The sequence below is a fragment of the Streptomyces sp. NPDC107538 genome (assembly GCF_055657445.1).
This window is the reverse complement of the sequence record NZ_JBVKAY010000013.1, coordinates 139,458-155,719: the sequence shown is the minus strand read 5'-3', so window position 1 is coordinate 155,719 and position 16,262 is coordinate 139,458. Positions and strand designations below refer to the sequence as shown.

14 protein-coding genes are annotated in these 16,262 nt (G+C 71.8%); 9 read left to right on the top strand and 5 right to left on the bottom strand.

Features of this window, described 5'->3' with window-relative positions:
• The first annotated feature begins 13 nt into the window (after positions 1–13).
• The 9 genes from ACZ7MG_RS34300 (at position 14) to ACZ7MG_RS34260 (ending at position 10,679) form a co-directional block, all read left to right on the top strand.
• Positions 14–490, top strand: coding sequence for a type II toxin-antitoxin system RatA family toxin (locus ACZ7MG_RS34300; RefSeq protein WP_471946406.1), 477 nt, complete (start codon positions 14–16; stop codon positions 488–490).
• A complete protein-coding gene (locus tag ACZ7MG_RS34295; RefSeq protein ID WP_471382737.1) occupies positions 487–1,650 on the top strand; it encodes an acyl-CoA dehydrogenase in 1,164 nt (387 codons plus the stop codon). The genes ACZ7MG_RS34300 and ACZ7MG_RS34295 overlap by 4 nt, the downstream gene beginning before the upstream one ends.
• A gap of 265 nt (positions 1,651–1,915) precedes the next feature.
• Positions 1,916–2,689 (top strand): hypothetical protein, encoded by a 774-nt coding sequence (locus ACZ7MG_RS34290; RefSeq protein WP_471382739.1) that lies wholly within the window; start codon positions 1,916–1,918, stop codon positions 2,687–2,689.
• Positions 2,690–2,692: 3 nt separating this feature from the next.
• Positions 2,693–4,510: a SagB family peptide dehydrogenase gene (locus ACZ7MG_RS34285; RefSeq protein ID WP_471382740.1), complete on the top strand. Its 1,818-nt coding sequence runs from the start codon at positions 2,693–2,695 to the stop codon at positions 4,508–4,510.
• Complete coding sequence (locus tag ACZ7MG_RS34280; RefSeq protein ID WP_471382742.1) at positions 4,507–6,606, top strand: TOMM precursor leader peptide-binding protein; 2,100 nt, start codon at positions 4,507–4,509, stop codon at positions 6,604–6,606. The genes ACZ7MG_RS34285 and ACZ7MG_RS34280 overlap by 4 nt, the downstream gene beginning before the upstream one ends.
• A gap of 23 nt (positions 6,607–6,629) precedes the next feature.
• The gene (locus ACZ7MG_RS34275; protein ID WP_471382744.1) at positions 6,630–7,418 is read left to right on the top strand and encodes a DUF5944 family protein; all 789 of its coding nucleotides are present in this window, start codon (positions 6,630–6,632) and stop codon (positions 7,416–7,418) included.
• Positions 7,419–7,471: 53 nt separating this feature from the next.
• Positions 7,472–8,578, top strand: a complete 1,107-nt coding sequence (locus ACZ7MG_RS34270; protein ID WP_471382745.1) for a M16 family metallopeptidase — start codon at positions 7,472–7,474, stop codon at positions 8,576–8,578.
• Entirely contained in the window at positions 8,575–9,801 is a 1,227-nt protein-coding gene (locus ACZ7MG_RS34265; RefSeq protein WP_471382747.1) for a M16 family metallopeptidase, read from the top strand. The genes ACZ7MG_RS34270 and ACZ7MG_RS34265 overlap by 4 nt, the downstream gene beginning before the upstream one ends.
• Positions 9,802–9,815: 14 nt before the next feature.
• Entirely contained in the window at positions 9,816–10,679 is an 864-nt protein-coding gene (locus ACZ7MG_RS34260) for an MOSC domain-containing protein (protein ID WP_471382748.1), read from the top strand.
• Here ACZ7MG_RS34260 and ACZ7MG_RS34255 read toward each other — a convergent pair.
• From ACZ7MG_RS34255 to ACZ7MG_RS34235, 5 genes are all read right to left on the bottom strand, one after another.
• A complete protein-coding gene (locus ACZ7MG_RS34255) occupies positions 10,613–11,845 on the bottom strand; it encodes an MFS transporter (RefSeq protein ID WP_471382749.1) in 1,233 nt (410 codons plus the stop codon). The two genes, ACZ7MG_RS34260 and ACZ7MG_RS34255, sit on opposite strands and share 67 nt — an antisense overlap.
• On the bottom strand, positions 11,842–12,477 hold the full coding sequence (locus tag ACZ7MG_RS34250) for a TetR family transcriptional regulator (RefSeq protein WP_471382750.1): 636 nt from the start codon (positions 12,475–12,477) through the stop codon (positions 11,842–11,844). Before ACZ7MG_RS34250 ends, ACZ7MG_RS34255 begins: the two co-directional genes overlap by 4 nt.
• 524 nt (positions 12,478–13,001) lie before the next feature.
• On the bottom strand, positions 13,002–13,424 hold the full coding sequence (locus ACZ7MG_RS34245; protein ID WP_471382751.1) for a PIN domain-containing protein: 423 nt from the start codon (positions 13,422–13,424) through the stop codon (positions 13,002–13,004).
• Complete coding sequence (locus tag ACZ7MG_RS34240; RefSeq protein ID WP_104778971.1) at positions 13,421–13,636, bottom strand: type II toxin-antitoxin system VapB family antitoxin; 216 nt, start codon at positions 13,634–13,636, stop codon at positions 13,421–13,423. The genes ACZ7MG_RS34245 and ACZ7MG_RS34240 overlap by 4 nt, the downstream gene beginning before the upstream one ends.
• A gap of 96 nt (positions 13,637–13,732) precedes the next feature.
• Positions 13,733–16,159 carry a helicase-associated domain-containing protein gene (locus ACZ7MG_RS34235; protein ID WP_471382752.1) on the bottom strand — a complete coding sequence of 809 codons (2,427 nt, stop codon included), beginning with the start codon at positions 16,157–16,159 and terminating at the stop codon, positions 13,733–13,735.
• Positions 16,160–16,262 lie beyond the last annotated feature (103 nt).

Here is a 16,262-nt window from a genome sequence, read left to right as displayed (position 1 = left end):
TCTGGAGGCGTGAATGCGATACGTGCGAATGGCCGGAACCGTGCCGGACCGAAATGCGGCCGAACTCTACCCGGTTATCTGCGACTTCTCCCGATATCCGGAGGTGACCGACGCCGTGCGAAAGGTCGAGATTCTCGATCTCGGCGACGGCAGGACGGGATGTTCCTGGGAGGTCACCTTCCGGCGCGGCATTCTGAAATGGACGGAGGAGGACCGGTTCGACGCGGAGAACCATCGGGTCGACTTCCTGCTCGAAGAAGGAGATCTCGACCACCTCGTCGGCCACTGGTGGGTGCACGACGAGGGCGACGGCTGCCGGGTCCACTTCTCCTGCGACTTCGACATGGGCATCCCCACCCTCGCCGACGTCATCGAACCCATCGCGGAACAGACACTGCGTGACTACATCGCCGTCATTCTGCGGGCACTCGTCAGCGGCATCGTCCTCGACGAGGAGGCCCTCGCCGTCACGGACGGGGCGCGACCGTGACCGCCGGGTGGACGCGCGGCGCCGATCACGGTGCCGGTGGCGGCTTCCTCGCGGCGGACCGGGACCTGCTGGAGCGCCGCCTCCCCGGCCTGGACGCCCGGCTGGCCTCCGTCGGCCTGGACAAGCTCGAACGCCCCGGCTCGCCCGCCATCGGCTGGTTCCGCGACTCCGGCGCCGGCGCCCTGTTCGTGCCCGCCGAGCACCGCGGCATCGGAGTGGGCCTGCGCGAAGGCGTACGACTCCAGCGCGCCATCGCCGGCCGGGCGCCGTCCCTGGCCGTCGCCACGACCATGCACCACTTCTCGGTCGCCTCCCTGATCGGCTGGGAGCGCCTCGACGCGGGCCTGGAATGGCTGCTCGCCGAGGCGGTGGCCGCCCATTCCATGCTCGTGGCGTCCGGTGCGGCCGAGGGGCGCCCTGGAACAGGCATCCTCACCCCGGTGATGACGGCACGCCCGGTTCCCGGCGGCGTGCGCGTGACCGGGACGAAGAAGCCGTGCAGCCTCAGCCACTCCATGGACCTGCTCTTCGCCACCGTGCGGCTGCGGCGGCCCGAGGGCGAGCGGTGCGCCGTGGCGGTCGTCACGGCCGACTCGCCGGGGTTGAGCAGCCGACCGTTCTGGAGGAGCGACATCCTCGCCGGGGCGGAGAGCGACGAACTCGTGCTGGACGACGTGTTCGTGCCCGAACGCCTCGTCACCGACCTCGGTCCGTTGTCCACGACGAGCGAACCGCTGCGCCGCTCCCTGGTCTGGTTCGAGGTGCTGATCGCCGCGTCATACGTCGGCATGGCCGCCGCACTCGTCGAACGCGCGGCCGCGGCTCCCCGTGCCGGCACGGAGGACCTGGCACAAATGGCCGCGACGCTGGAGGGGGCGACCTTCGCGCTGGAGGGCGTGGCCGCGAGGTCCGAGACCGCGGCCGACCCGGCCGCCCTGCTCGGCCCCGCGCTGGCCGTGCGCTACGCCGCCCAGGACGCGGTCCTCCAGGTGGCGTCACACGCGGCCGAAGTCCTCGGCGGTGGCGCGTTCATCGGCGATCCGGACGTCGCCTATCTGTGCGCGGCGGTCCGCTGCCTCGCGTTCCATCCACCGTCCCGGCAGGCCGGCGCGGCGGCGCTCGCACAGTACCTGCGAGGCGAGCCCGTGGACGTGCCGTGACCATTGGCCGCAGACACGGAACTTGAGGAAAACCGTAGTTCCGTACTACGGGGAACCAGTATCGGAGTTCGCCCCGATCGTCGTTAGGTTGTGAATCGTGGATGACTTGGAAGCAGCACAGGATGCCATTGTTGTCGGCGCGACCGATGTCGAATGGAAGGCACTGGGAAATTCACGGTTCGAAATCGTCGCGGGGGCACGGAAGTTCGTTGTCGAGGCGAAAGGAGAAAAGGGGGAGAGGCTGCGGCACCTGGTGACGCGGGTGGTGCCCAGACTCAGCCGCTCCGCCACGCTGCGGGAGCAGTTACCCGCCGCCGAGGCCGAGCGACTGCTTCCCCACATGAAGAGCCTCGCCGCGATGGGCGTGCTCCTGTATCCGCGCGAACCCATCACCACCGACGCGGAGTTACGCCTCTACTCCTTCATCGCACGCCGTTCCACCGCGCCCGACGAGGTGTTCGCCTCGGTGCGCAGGGAGATCACGGTCACCGGCCCCGCCCGGGTGACCGACGCCTTCGCCGAGGGCTTCACCCGGCAGGGACTCCGCGTCCGGGACCCTCAGGACGCGCAGCGGACCCGGAGCACGGCGACCGGCCTGGCCGTGGTCGTCTCACTCCACGACGAAGCCGTGCTGCGGCGCGCCAACCGCGAACTGTGCGCGGCCCGCCGCCCCTTCCTGCCGGTTCTCGTCACCCCGGACCGGATCCGGATCGGGCCCTGGACGATGCCCGGCGAGTCCGCCTGTCTGCACTGCTCGGCACCTGGTGGGGCCACCGTCGGCGACACGTCCCTCACTGGTGTCGTCGCGCGCGACAGCTGGCCCTCCCTGCAGTCCGGCAGCCTGGGCTGGGCCGCCGGGCTCACCGCTCAACTCGCCCTGCGCGCCTTCCTGCCGATGGGCCCCGAACACCCGTGGGGAAGGATCGTGACCCTCGACCCCGTGGCCTGCGAACAGTCGACGGTGCGTGCCTGGCGCGATCCCTACTGCGCATCCTGCGCCACAGCCGCGCCGGTAGCCCAGGAATGGCTGGAGGTCTGACCCGTGACGGACACGCTCACCGCACCGGCCAACTCTGCCGGGACCGACTCCGCCTCGACCGAAGCCGCCGTGACAGGCCAGGGATACGCGATCCGTCCCCTGCCCCTGCCCCTGTACGTACGGGCCCACGCGGCCGCGCTCGTGCCCGCCGCCCACGCGGCCGAACGCCTCGACCTCACCGCCGCCGGCATCCCCGTCCTCGACACCGCCGTGGCGGCCGACCGTACCGGTGCCGCCCTCCTGCTCGCGGCGGGCGCCGCCCGACTGAGGCTCGCGCGGGCGGGGATGAAGGCCACCGCGGGGGCCGGAGCGAGCCGTGAGGAAGCCGTGGCCCAGGCGATCTACACCGAACTGGCCCACCGCGTACGTGACAGGGATCCGGTCGAGCGGATACGGATCAGCGACTGTGAGCCCGCCGAGTCCGCGCTGCGCGGAACCGGTGTCCGTGTCAGCTGTTATCTGCTCGGGGAGTCGGCCTCGGTTCCGGTCATCGGCGCACGACTGCGCCTGGACCGCCTGGGACGCACTCTGCACGCGGTGGTGTGCGACCTCGACCTGAGACGCGGCACCCGGCGGGCCGTGCACGCCGTCCTGCGTGAGTACGTCGAGGCCACGCTGAACCATCCCGAGACGGACGGAAACCGCGCGACGAACCGGAGCCGCGCGACCGACGCGGACCGAGCGACAGCCGCTGTCACGGACCCGGGCGCCGAACCCGGCCCGGCAGCGGACCTCGCCGGGTCCGCCGAGCCCCCTGAGCACCTTGAGCCCGCCGCGGTCGGCGAGATCGCTTACGCGGAGCTCGACACCGGTCCCGCCCCCGACGCCGAACCGGCCCTGCTGCGCGCGGCGCTCGAACGGAGCGGCCTACGGGCTCGTGTACGCGTCCTCAGCCCCGAGGACTCCGCCACCGTCGTCGTCGCCTGCCGCATCACCGAAGACACCGCCGACGGACCCGACGCGGCGTCGCCCGCACCGCACGAAGTACGGACTCCGCAGCGGCCCCTCGCTCCGCGTCAGCTCTCCCTCACCTACGAGCCCGACGACGTGCGGCTGAGCCGGATCTTCCACGAGAACTCGAAGATGCGCACCGCCTTCGGCACGCTGCCGACCGTGGACGTCAACGACATGGCTCCCGCCGCGCGCCGGCTCATCGGCCGCGCCTATCGCGACTTCCGGGACACCGCCCGCACCTATGACCTCACGCCCCAGGCCGCCCCGGAACTCGTACCGCTCGACCGGTGCGTGCGCCGGCGCCGCTCCTGGGCGCCCATGGGCGGGGACGCCCTCACCCGTGACCAGCTTGCCCACCTGTTGGACCTGTCCTACGGGACCACCGGCAGCGGTCTGGCCGGCCAGGACATCCGGTTGCCGCTGCGTGCCACACCCTCGGCGGGCGGACTCTACTCCTGCGACCTGTTCCTGCTCGTCAACCGGGTCACCGGCATCGAGCCCGGCCTGTACTACCTGCACCCCGGCCGACGGGTCCTGCAACTCGTCCGCTCCGACCGCTCCTGGGCAGAGGTCACCGGCCAGACCGGCTACCAGGGGAGGGCCGACCAGGCCGCCGCGATGGTCGTCTACACGGGTGCCTTCCGCCGCAACCAGTGGAAGTACCGGGAACGCGGTTACAGAACCGTCCTCCTGGACTGCGGGCACCTCGCCCAGAGCGTCGTGCTGACCGCCACCGCGCTCGGGCTCGTCGCCCACCCGATGATCGCCTTCGTCGACGACTACTTCAACGACCTGGTGGGGGTGGACGGCATCGACGACGCGGTCCTCTACCTGACCCTGCTCGGTCCGAGGGAGGCCGCCCGATGACGGACATCGACACCTCGGTGCCGCTCGCCGAGGACATGCGCGTCCACCCGCTGAACGACGAGACCGGCTTCGTGGAGACCGCCTCGGAGGTACGCCGGATCAAGGGCTCCGGCCTGCTCCGGCTGGCCGAGCGGCTCGCCGAGGCGTCCTCGACCCCGCCGCTGCCGCCACCGCCGGATCCCCCGGGTGACGGCGGGGGCGGCCTCCGTCTCCTCGGGCCCGCCGCGCTGACCCGGCAGCTCACCGCGGTCGTGGAGGCCGGCCCGGGACCGGTGGTCCGCACCCTCGCCGAGGACAGCGACCTCGAAGCGCACCTCGCCGCCACGGGCGGCCCGCCTCCCTCGCTGGTGGTCATCGCCACCGCCTCGCTCTTCGACCCGCGTACGGCCCGGGCCGCGGAACTCTGTGTACGCGCCGGCCGACCGCATCTGGTGTACGGAGCGGCCATGGCCGGCGTGACCTTCGTCGGACCTCTGTGGACACCGGGCCGGGCCGCCGCCTGCCACGAGTGCCTGCGCATCCGTGTCAGCTCGAACTCGGTGCACGGTCCCACCTGGCGCGCGTACATGCGCCACCTCGCGGCCGTCGACGGACGGCCGTACGAGCACGAGGTGCCGCCCTGGACGTCGGCGCGGCTCGCCGGGACCGTCGGCGGCCGGATCGCAGGCCTGGAGGCCGGCCCGGCACCCGCCGACGACACGCTGCTGTGGTACGACCCCGCCGTCCCCGACCGGACCGAGCACCATCTGTCCGTCGTTCCCAACTGCCCATCCTGCAGGGGAGGTTCGCGAGAGGACACCACCGTCACCGGCACACTCGCGAACGCCGAGGACGACCTTGTCGGCATCGTCCACGCGGCCAGCGTGCGCCGGGCCGAGAGCGGCCCGCCCGTCTACCTCAGCGGCAGCACCTCGGCCGACTTCTCGCTCATCAAAACGCCCATGCGGGTCACCCGCAACGGCGGCGCCGGATTCTCCAAGGGCGAGGCCCTGAGCGCGACCCTCGGGGAGTCGCTGGAACGCTACGCCGCCGGTTTCTATCGCCCGTCGGAACTGCGGCTCGCCCCTTGGAACGCTCTCGGCGAACCCGCCGTCGAACCCGGCCGGTTCGCGCTCTTCGCCGCCGAGCAGTACGCGACGCCCGGCTTTCCCTTCGTCCCCTTCGAGGCCGACACCCCGGTCCGCTGGACGCGTGCCACGGACCTGACGACCTCGGACACGGTGCTGGTGCCGGCCTCACAGGTCTTCATGCACTACCGCAGAGCGGTGGGGGAGGACTCCATCGCCCCCTCCATCTCCACCGGCCTGGCCGCCGGTCCCTCGTACCGGCAGGCGGTCCTCGGCGGCCTCTGCGAGATCCTGGAGCGGGACGCCCTGGCCATATCCTGGCTGCACCGGTTGCCCCCGCGCCCGGTGGCCGGCGAGGTCGTCGCGGCCTCCTCCCGGGTGTCGTACCTGATCGGACGGGCCACGTCGTGGCGGGTGCGCTTCTACGACCTGTCGCTCGATCTGTCCCCCACGTCCGTGGTCGCGGTGATGGAGCACGGCAGTGGAGCCGACCGCGTCATGTCCTTCGGAAGCGCCTGCCGGACATCACCCGTCAAGGCGGTGGAGAAGGCGTTCCTGGAGGCCGCGCAGGGGCTCACCTACGTCCGACGGTTGCTGCGGCAGTACAAGGACTGGGACGTGGCCGAGGATTTCTCCGACGTCGACGACTTCAACAAGCATGCCGTCCTGTACACGAAGTACCCGGCTCTGCGTGAGGAGGCCGGCTACCTCGTCCACCCCACGCTGCCGCCCGTGTGCACACGTCCGCAGCGACCCGCGTACGAGGAGCGGACCGGGCCCGACGAACAGTTGGACGCCCTGGTGGCGGAACTGCGGACGGCCGGACATCCCGTGTACGCGGTCGACCTGACGACCCCGGACACCCGCCGCCTCGGTGTCCACGTCGTACGTGTCCTGGTGCCCGGCCTCCAGCATCTCGCCGGTATCCACGGCTGCCGGATGCTCGGTGGCAGCAGGCTGCGCGAGGTCGTGGCCCGCCTGGGCTTCACCTCCGCGCCGGACAACCCCTACCCGCACCCCCTGCCGTGAGCACGGTGTCCGTGAAGGAGCCCATGATGCCCGCCTCGTTCATCGCCACCCCGTCCATGTCCGTCGTGCGCAACGCGGACTTCGCGGACAGCGCCGACATCGCCGCGGTCTTCGCCACCCGGATGTCGAGCCGGCAACTTGCGCCGGAGACAAGCCCGGTGACCTGCGAGATCACCGCCGAACCGGTGGGCGGCGGAGTCAAACTCAGCTTCACCAGCAGCGCGGTGAACCTCCTGTCGGAAACGGTGGTGACGCACAAGTTCTTCTTCGTGGACAGGGAGGAGTGCCGCATGAGGATGCACGCCCTGTCGTCCGAACACCCGGCCGCCACCTCCGAACTGCTGGTCCTCCTCCCCGAAGGCCAGGACCGGGACTACTGCCACGCGTCCGTGTACGACAGCGAGAACCGGCTGATCGCCGCGCACGCCGTCGTCTTCGACCGGCACGGCCGCCATGTGCCGTACGCCTTCACCGAGCAGTACGTCTCACCCCTGCGGCTGAGCACGGCCGCGCTGGCGACGGCACACGACGACGCCGGGCGCCGGGTGGCGCGCTGGACCATCGGCCTGGACGGGCCGGAAGGGCCCGAACGGATCAACCTGGCCTGGGAGGCGGCAGGTCTGGTGCACACCGAGGAGTTGATGTGCACATCCGAGGAGCCCCTCGTGCGGCTCGACATGCCGCTGGACGACAACCCGCGGCTGGCGCCCGGCGACTGGGTCGTCATCGCGACGGACGAGAAGGGCCGGCTGCTCGCCCAGACCCTCGTGACGCTGACCCCCGCCGAAGCCGTCGCCCTTCCCGGACAGTGACGTTCGTGAACGCCGCCCTGCCGCGGCTCCGAGGCGGTCCGGAACTTCGCGCCGTGAACCGTCCGGGCACACAGCTCGCCGGCGTACGGCTGAACGTGCGGGTGGGCAGCGCCGACGAGCGGCCCGGTGAACGCGGACTGGCGCACGTAGTGGAACACCTGGTCGTGCGCTGTCCGATGGCCGGCGGGCGGGTGGGCCACGGCGCCCTCGTCGATGCGCGGACCGGGCGCGAGCACACCGGCTACAGCGTCCTCGTCCGCCGCGTCGACGTCGCCCGGGCCGTGGACACGCTCGCCGCCGCCTTCGACGAACTGCGGGTGTCCTCCGCGGTACTCGCCGCCGAACTGGCCGCGATCCGACGGGAGACCGTCCAACGGGGCGCGGACGTCCGCCGGCGACTCCAGGAGGCACTGCTGTCCGCGCTGTGGTCCGGCACCTCCTACGCACACTCCCCGCTCGGCGACCAGGAGGTGCTGGACGCCCTCACCCCGGAGCGGGTGAGGGTGTTCCACGCCGACCGGTACCGTCCCGCGCACGCCACGGCTGTGGTCGTCGCGGACCGGGCCGCCGAGCTGCTGACCGACACGGCGGACAGGTGGCCGCACGGGTTCCTGGAGCAGGACGTGCCGCCACCGTCCGTCCGGCAGTACGCGACACCGGCGGTGGAGGGCGTCTGCCTGGAACTGCCCGCCTCGGCGGGCCCGGTCGGCCGGGCCGTCGGGCTTGCCTTCACCGTCACCGGGACCGCGTACACCGAGGCCGGCGCCTCCGCCGAGGATCCGCGTACCTGCGAGGAGCTCGCCCGCTGGGCCGTGCGAGCGGTGGGCGGGCTCGACGTCCGGTCGCTGGAACTGCGGGGGTGGACGTGCGTGTGGGTCATGGTCTCCGCCCCGGATACGGACACCGCCCTGCACGTGGTGCGCGGCGCGCTCAGGGACGCGCGGAGCCGACTGCTGGACGCGGACGGGGACAGCTGGCTGCGCGTCGAGGCGCTGATACCCGAACTGCGTGCGAGGGACGACCTGGAGACGGCGGCCGCACGGGCGGCGGGCGGCGGCACGCGGCCGTCCGTGCCGGTGACGGCCGGCGAGGTCGCGGCCCTGATCGAGCTGTGGGAGCGGAGTGTCGGACGGATCACGCGCGTGGGGCACACCTCATGACACCGCGCATCGGTCTCGTCCCCCCGGTTGCCCTCGAACGGATCCACGCGGCCGACGGGGCGGTCGTCATCGGCGGGCGTGCGGAGTCCGGCGAGCTGGCCGCGCTCACGCTCGCCCTGCCGCTGACCGCGGCCCGAGACCGTACGACCGTCCTCGCGGCGCCGCTGCTCTCCGCCTGCTGGGCCCGCGCGGTGGCCCGTGCCGCGCGGCGGTCCGGGGCGGCGGTCCGCGTGGAGCCTGTGACCACCGCGGACTACGCCGGGGTCACAGTGGAGGCTCTGCACCGTGATCGCCGGGCGCTCGACGCGGTACCGGGCTGGTTCACCGGGGCAGCCGACCCGGAGCCCGCGTTCGCCCGGGTGAGAGCGGAGTGCCTGGCACGAGACGGAACCGACGAACGATGGTCCGACGGCGTCCGCGGGGCACTGTTCGGTCCCGCACACAGGTACGGAGTCGGACATGACGAGCGCAGCGCGTTCCTGCGTTCCTGCGGGCCGGACGACGCGGCACGGCTCTCCGCCGGGCTCCTGACCGCGGCCCCGCCGGTGCTCGCGCTCTCCCAGCCGGACGCGGGGCAGCCGCGGAGACTGGCCGCACTCGTCGCGGCCGAGGGGCCGGGCCCACGAACGGGACCGTCCGCCGCGCCGCGCTCGTCCGGCACGGAGCCTTCCGGCGGGCGGTCTTCCGTCGTTCAGGAGCCGGTGACGGTCTCACTGCGGGCGGGCCCCGAGCTCGCGTACCACCTGCTCGGGACACCCGGGGTGTGCCTCGGCAGCCCCGACAAGGCCGCCCTGCATCTGGCCTGGGCGGTACTCGGCGGCAGGGAAGGACTGCTCGACCGGCGGCTGCGGAGGGAGCGGGCACTCACCTACTCCTTGGCCGCGTTCAGCCGGGAGTTCGCGAGCGGCGGCTACGGGCTGGTGGTCGCCGGCTGCGCACCGGACGCGCTGGAGGAGGTCAGGGCCGAGACCCGGGCCGTCCTCGGGACCCTGGCGCGGGGCGAGTTCGCCGCCGAACTGCTGGAGTCCGCGAGGGAACGGCTGGTCATCCAGTACCACCGGGCGGTGCAGAGCGGACGCGGCATCACCGAGCGTCTCTGCGGATACGAGATCGCGGGCCTCGACCCGAAGGAGAGCGCGCGCTACCCGGACCGGCTCATGGACGTGACACTCCGTCAACTGCGGTGGGCGGCACAGCGGTACATAGGCACCGGCGACCACTGAGAGGGATCTGCGTGATGGCGAGCGGACACATCGAGAGGGTTGCCCTGCGGGAGATCTGGCGCTACCCCGTCAAGAGCATGGCGGGCGAACGCCTCGCAAGCTGTGAACTGACCGCCGACGGACTCGTCGGCGACCGGTGCTGGGCGGTCAGAGACGAGAAACGAGCGTGCCTCACCGACGCGCGCTCACTGCCCGCTCTTCTCGACATCGCGGTGCGGTACACGCGCCCGCCCGCCCCCGGCGAGTCCGCGCCCCCTGTCGAGCTGCGGCCGCCCGGACTGCGGGCGGTCACCTCCGAGGACAGCGGCGTGCACGACGCGCTGACCGCGTACCTGAGCGCCGACGTGACGCTGTGGCCGCGGCTGCCCGAGGACCGGCGTGAGCACTACGTACGGGTCTATCCCGAGGACGTGACCGGCTATCTGACCGGGCTGTTCGGGGTGACGGAGCTGGGCGAGCTGCCTGATCTGTCGCAACTGCCGCCCGCGATCGCGGAGTTCCAGACCATCCCGGGCAGTTACTTCGACGCGTACCCCATCCATCTCGTCACCACCGGCACGCTCGACGCGCTCGCCGCCGCGCTGGGCCGGCCCGTCGACGTACGCCGGCTGCGGCCCAACCTCGTGGTGGACGGCCCCGCCGAGGCGGACGAGGACTGGACGGGGCGGGAACTGCGGCTCGGCGACGCGGTGGTGCGGATCGAGGCTCCGTGTCCGCGCTGTGTGATGGTCTCGCGCCCGCAGCAAGGCCTCCCGGTGGACCGTGAGCTGCTGCGCACGGTCCACCGCGGGTTCGGCCACAACGTGGGGTACTACGCGTCCGTGGTGAAGCCGGACCGGGTCACTTCCGAGGATCCGGCCGGCGGGGCCGCGGGCTGATCCCGCCGCAGCAGCAGAAGCAGCATGATGGCGAACGCGAGACCGGAGACGACCAGCGTCGTCGTGGGGACGCCGAACGCCTTCGCCGCGGCTCCGGCCAGGAGCGGAGCCACCGCCAGACCACCGGTGTAGGCCAGGCTGTAGACGGCGTACGCCGCGCCGTAGGAGGCCGGCTGGGTGTGCTCGGCGAGCGTTCCGATGAGCACCAGGGTGGGTGCGAGCACGAGCTGGGCACCAAAGCCCACCACGACGAGACCGGACACGGACCAGAACGTCGAGTCACGGCCGGCGAGGAAGAAACCGACAGCGGCGACGAGCGCGCCTGCGGCCGCGATCCGGGTCGCCCCGGTCCGGTCCGTGAGGAGTCCGGCGATCGGGGCGGCAAGGCTGCCGCCCAGGGCCGCGGCGGCGAAGACGAGGCCGATGCCCGTCGTGCCGAGGCCGAGCTCGTCGAGATGCAGCGGCAGTACCGGCTCCGGGAAGGCGATCGCCGCGGCGCCGAGACCCGCGAGCGCGATCAGCAGGGGAACGCGAGGGCCGCGTAGGACGACACGGTACGGAGTGCGTGTCTCGGGCGCGGATGTCTCGCCGATGAGCAGGACACGGGCCACGGCGTCACCCGCGGCGAGTGCGGCGATGACGAGAAACGGCGCGCGCGGGCCCCACGCATCGCTGAGCAGGCCGCCGACAGCGGGACCCAGCAGGACACCCACGCCGGTCGCGGACAGTGCGAGTCCCATGGCACGGCCGCGCTGGGCGGGTTCGTGGGTCGCCGCGACCAGGGCGAGTCCTGCGGTCCAGGAGACGGCGGCGGCGATGCCCTGTGCGGCACGCGCCAGGAGCAGCAGGGTGAGTCCTGAGGTGCCGTCGAGTTCGACCGCCCAGGCGAACAGGACGGTCGCGGCGGTCAGCCCCAGCAGTCCGGCGAGCATCGGGGCGCGTGGCCCGCGCCGGTCGACCCAGACACCGATGAACGGGGTGGCCGCGAGGAGTGCGGTCGCGTAGACGGCGAAGAGCGCACCGGCTGCCAGGGGGGACCCGTCAACGGCGGGTAATCCGGGCAACAGCGGGACGATGGCGCCGTACAGGAACATGTCGACGCCGAGTGCCAGAGCGGTGACCGTGACGGCGGCCCCCGGTCGGGTACCCGTGCGGAGTTCAGTCATGACAGGAGTCCTCTGAGGATAGGGGCGACGCCCGTGGCGTCGTCCGGAGGCAGAAGTGCCGGATCCGTCGCCGCCAGGAGCGCGGTACCGCACAGCCAGGCCAGCATGCTCGCGGCGGCCTGGGCCGGGGCGGTCGGTTCGCCCGCTGTGGCCCTGCCGCTGACGGCACCCCGGCGGTCCTTCGCGTCGGCCGCGTGCCCGACGAAGACGGCCTCGAGGCGGCGCTGCCAGTCGGCCAGGCCGGACGCCTTCGCGGCGCGTCCCTCGGACAGTCCGGCGGAGTCGTACGAGCCGTCGAGCGTCAGCGTCAGCAGGGCGCGGAAGTGCGCGTCATGGCGCAAGCGGCGCAGCCACATCGTGAGAAATCTGCGCAGCCGCTCGTCAAGCGGCGCTTCCGAGTCCAGAATTCCCCACACCGGTTCCGACACTGTGGCCCATGAGTGGGCCATGACCGCGGCGTGGAGAACGGACTTGTCCGCGAAGTGGTAGTACAGCGCGCCGCGTGTCAGACCCGCCCGCTGTGCCACGTCAGCCAGCCTCGCCGAGGCGAGTCCTTGCTCGGCGAAGACGAACAGGGCTGCTTCCAGGAGGGCGGCACGGGTCTGGGCGGCTTCTTCAGCGGTTTTGCGCATGGTGCCATCATACATACGTGTATGTATGATGGCACCCCTTCGGCATTGAACGCGGGTTCAGTCCGCCCAAGGGGCGCAGCGGAGTGACGTGCACCCCCGCCTGAACAGCCGGAACGCCCGGTAGGCGGAGGGCGATGGGGGCGGAGCGCCGCACTCGGAGTACTCGCGGGAACCCGATATCAGCCGCGGCTGTACTACGTAGAGGTGGCAGCCCGCGGCCGAGTACGGATCTCCGAGTCGGCCGCGCCCGGGCGGTCGGGCACGGCAGCGTGCACACCGGATCGAACATGGACGGCCACAGTGTGCGAAATGTCTTTAACACCGGAAGCAAATGAGACCAGACCTGAGACCAGACCTGAGACCAGGGCACACAGAAGACCCCGGCCGCCGAGCGGTCCGGGGTCTTCGTCTCGCCTGGTCAGGCGACTGCGGAGGATACGAGATTCGAACTCGTGAGGGGTTGCCCCCAACACGCTTTCCACGTGTTCGTCCAGGGGTTCGGCGAAAACCGCAACCATCGCCGCCTATTTACCGCTCTCCGGGCCGTACCACTGGAGAGCCTGGCCGGTCACTGCCGCGATGCGGGCGAAGTCGTGGTCGCGGTGCAGGAGGGTGAGCCCCTGCAACTCGGCCGTCGCGGCGACGACGAGATCCACCGCACCCGCACTGCGATGCTTTCCCTGTTTGGTGAGAGCTTCCTGGACCTGCCAGGCGCGGTCGTAGGCGCGGTCGTCGACGGGAACCCAACCGAAGATCAGTCGCATGTCCTCGATGCCGCGCGCCCTGTCGGCGGCCGACCGGGCGCTGTGGAAGAACTCAAGCTCGGTGATCGGGCAGGTGGCGATGAGCCCGGCGGCTGCCGCCTGGTCCCAGCCGTACTGCTCCGCGTCCTCGCCCATGAACCGAGCGAGCGCGCTGGTGTCGATCAGGAACTGGGCCGCGTTCACCGGCGGTAGTTCCCCTTGCTCTCGAACAGCTCCAGATCGAATGCGCCGTCCCCGGCCGCGGTCCGTAGCCGGGCGAGAGCCAGGGCGCGACGCCGACTCTCCAGCACCTCGCGAAGAGCGGTGTTGACGGTCTCCTTCTTGGTGCTCGTCCCGAGGGCTTTGGCCACGTCCGCGACCAGGTCGTCGTCCAGGTCGATGACGGTTCGACTCATGAGTGTCTCTCTCCCTGATATCAAATGTGGGTTCAAGTATATCTCGCAAGGTGTCCGCAGGGGCGCACCCACGGGCACCCGGCGTGGCCGTCAGCCCTACGCGGGCATCACGCCATGGATGCGGGAGAGAGTGAAGACGCGTTCCGCTTCGCGCAGGTGGCACCAGGCGTCGAGGTAGGGCGGGTCGAGTTCCAGGTCGCTGAGGGTGCGTACGGTCCGGTTGCCCGAGGTGGCGATGTACTCGACCGTGATGGCCGCACCGGTGTCGATGGCATGGGCGACCTGGCGGACGTCGCTGTACGACAGGTGCTTCGCGTATCCGGCGACGATCTCCTCGGTGTCCGTCGCGAAAGGCACCCCGCTGCCGAACGGGTCGGGTTCCGGTGCAATGGGCGGGGCCTTGAGCAGGAGGTCGGCCAGGGCGTCCATCCCGGTGTCGGTGGGCACGTCCGAGGCGCGGGTCGCGGTGGTCCGGGGGCCGCGCCGCCCGACGTTTCCTCGCGGGGGCGGGACGGCGGTGGCCCTCTGCGGCAGGTGCTTCTCGATGCGTACCGTTCCCCCGGCGGTCTCGGCGACCGGGGCGTAGCCCGCGGCACGGAGCGTGGCGAGAGTCGTCGCCGGTGGGCTGCCGCTGACCAGGACCGTGGGGGCGAGCTGCCGCAGGGAGAGCTTGGACAGCGCGCGGTGGGCGGCGAGTTCGGCCAGGAGCGCGGGTTCGTCGCCGTGGATGACACAGGCCGCGGGGGCGATGCGCACCCGTCCATGACCGCGCGCGGTGTCGGCGATGAGATAGGTCAGCGGCTGTGGCAGGGCCGTGGCGGAGCCGGCTGCCAGGTCGGCTGTGATGTCGTCCGGGGTGCGGCCGGCGTCCAGGGCCCGGCGGATACTGCCGGCACTGAAGCGCCACACCGACGCCGTACCACTGGTCTCCCGGTCGGCCATCGCATCCAGCAGTGCCGCGAGTCGCGCGGAGGGGGTGCCGGTGACGACGGCGGTGAGGTCGGCGCCGATCCGGGCGGTCGTGGTCGCGGGGGGCAGCAGCCGCCGGGCCGTGATGCCGAGCTCTTCGTCGGCGTGGGCCGCCAGGTGGGCACCGAGCGGGGACAGCGCACCCCGTGCCAGCACGCCGAGCAGTTCGCCTTCGCGGATCAAGGTGCTGAACGGTGCCGTGTCCTGGGGCGAGGCATCGTCGGCGAGCGGACGGTGCCAGGCCACGAGCGGCCCCAGCTCCGAAGCGGCCTTCACGCCCTGTCCTGTCGGGAGCCCCGCCGCCGCGGTGAGCAGCCCGTTGCGGGCCTGCAGACAGCCGCCGCAGTCAGGCGCACCGGCGAGCGCGGGAAGCGCCTTGTTGTCCTCGTCGCGCGCCCGGGTGGGGGTGAGCGGCAGGTCCCGCCATGCCCGGAGCAGAACGGCGAGTTGTTCTGCGGGCTCCTGCTCGGCCCAGGCGTCGTACGCCTCGGTGGGAGCTACGCGATCGCCGTCACGCGCCAGCAGTCCGGCGGCATAGGCGGTCTCCAGGGCGATGCGTACGACGGCGTCGTCCGCTTGGGCGGCCTTGCCGAGCCGGGCCAGTTCACGCGCGCCGATCCCGCCCGACTTCAGCCGGGCCGGTGGAGCGGTCGCGCACGCCGAAAGGACGGAGGCTGCCTGGGCCGCGAACGCGGTGGCGGCCACCGCGGCCTCCCGCTCCACCTCCGCCGAGGTGATGGGCACCAACTGTGGGACGGGCGGCAGGGGTTCAAACGGCGCGTGCCAATCGGGGCCCCGCAGAGCCAAGGCCACCTCGACCGGCATCCGGACGGGCCCGTACCGGTGACGGTCCTGGAGCAGAAGCCCGCGGTCGAGTGCCCAACGGGCGCCTGGTGGGAGATCGAGTCCAAGACCCCCGACCACGGCGAACCGTGACTGACGCGGAGTGGACCTGGCGCTCTGCTCAAGCAACTTCCGTGTGGCCGCCGGTGCCCCCGCCACCAGCGCGGCGATCCGCTCCGCGTCACTGTGATGCTCCACCAGAGCCGCGAGCCGCTGTTGCTTGGTCCCGGGTGGCTTGATACCCAGGACCGCCAGCATGCCGCGCAGTTCCTCCGAGGTGGTGCCGGCCAGCAGCTCTTCCAGCGGGGCATCAAGTCCCAGGGGCGTGCTCCACGCCTGCCGCAAGGGCGTAGGCATGCGGAGTGCCCTGCTGCCGTCGTGCCACACGAGCGCCCGATCCGAAAGCGCCTCCAGGGTCGCGTCCAGCGCGCGTACCGCCGCAGGGGAGGTCGAGCCGAGCAACTCCGCGAGGCTGTCCCGGGTCGCTCGTGCCCCCAGGGCCGCCAGCGCCTCGGCGACCTGCAAGCACGGCAGCGTTAGTCGCGGCAGGACGAGCGCCACGGACCCCGGACGCTGGAGACGGTCCGCCAGTTCCCCCACCGAGCGTGGTTCCGGAGAGGAGGCCGCGTCCTTCCGCAGGGCGAGGACGCCTGCCAGGCGGGAACGGTCGAGTTCGCTCAGCCAGGTCGCCAGCGTCGATCGGGACTTCATGAGGGTGCACCTCGACAGACAGAAAACGTCACAGACGGGCCGAAGCCGCTTCGGCGCCAACGCCAAGGATGGCGCAGTTCCATGATCCGCGGATGGCGTACGA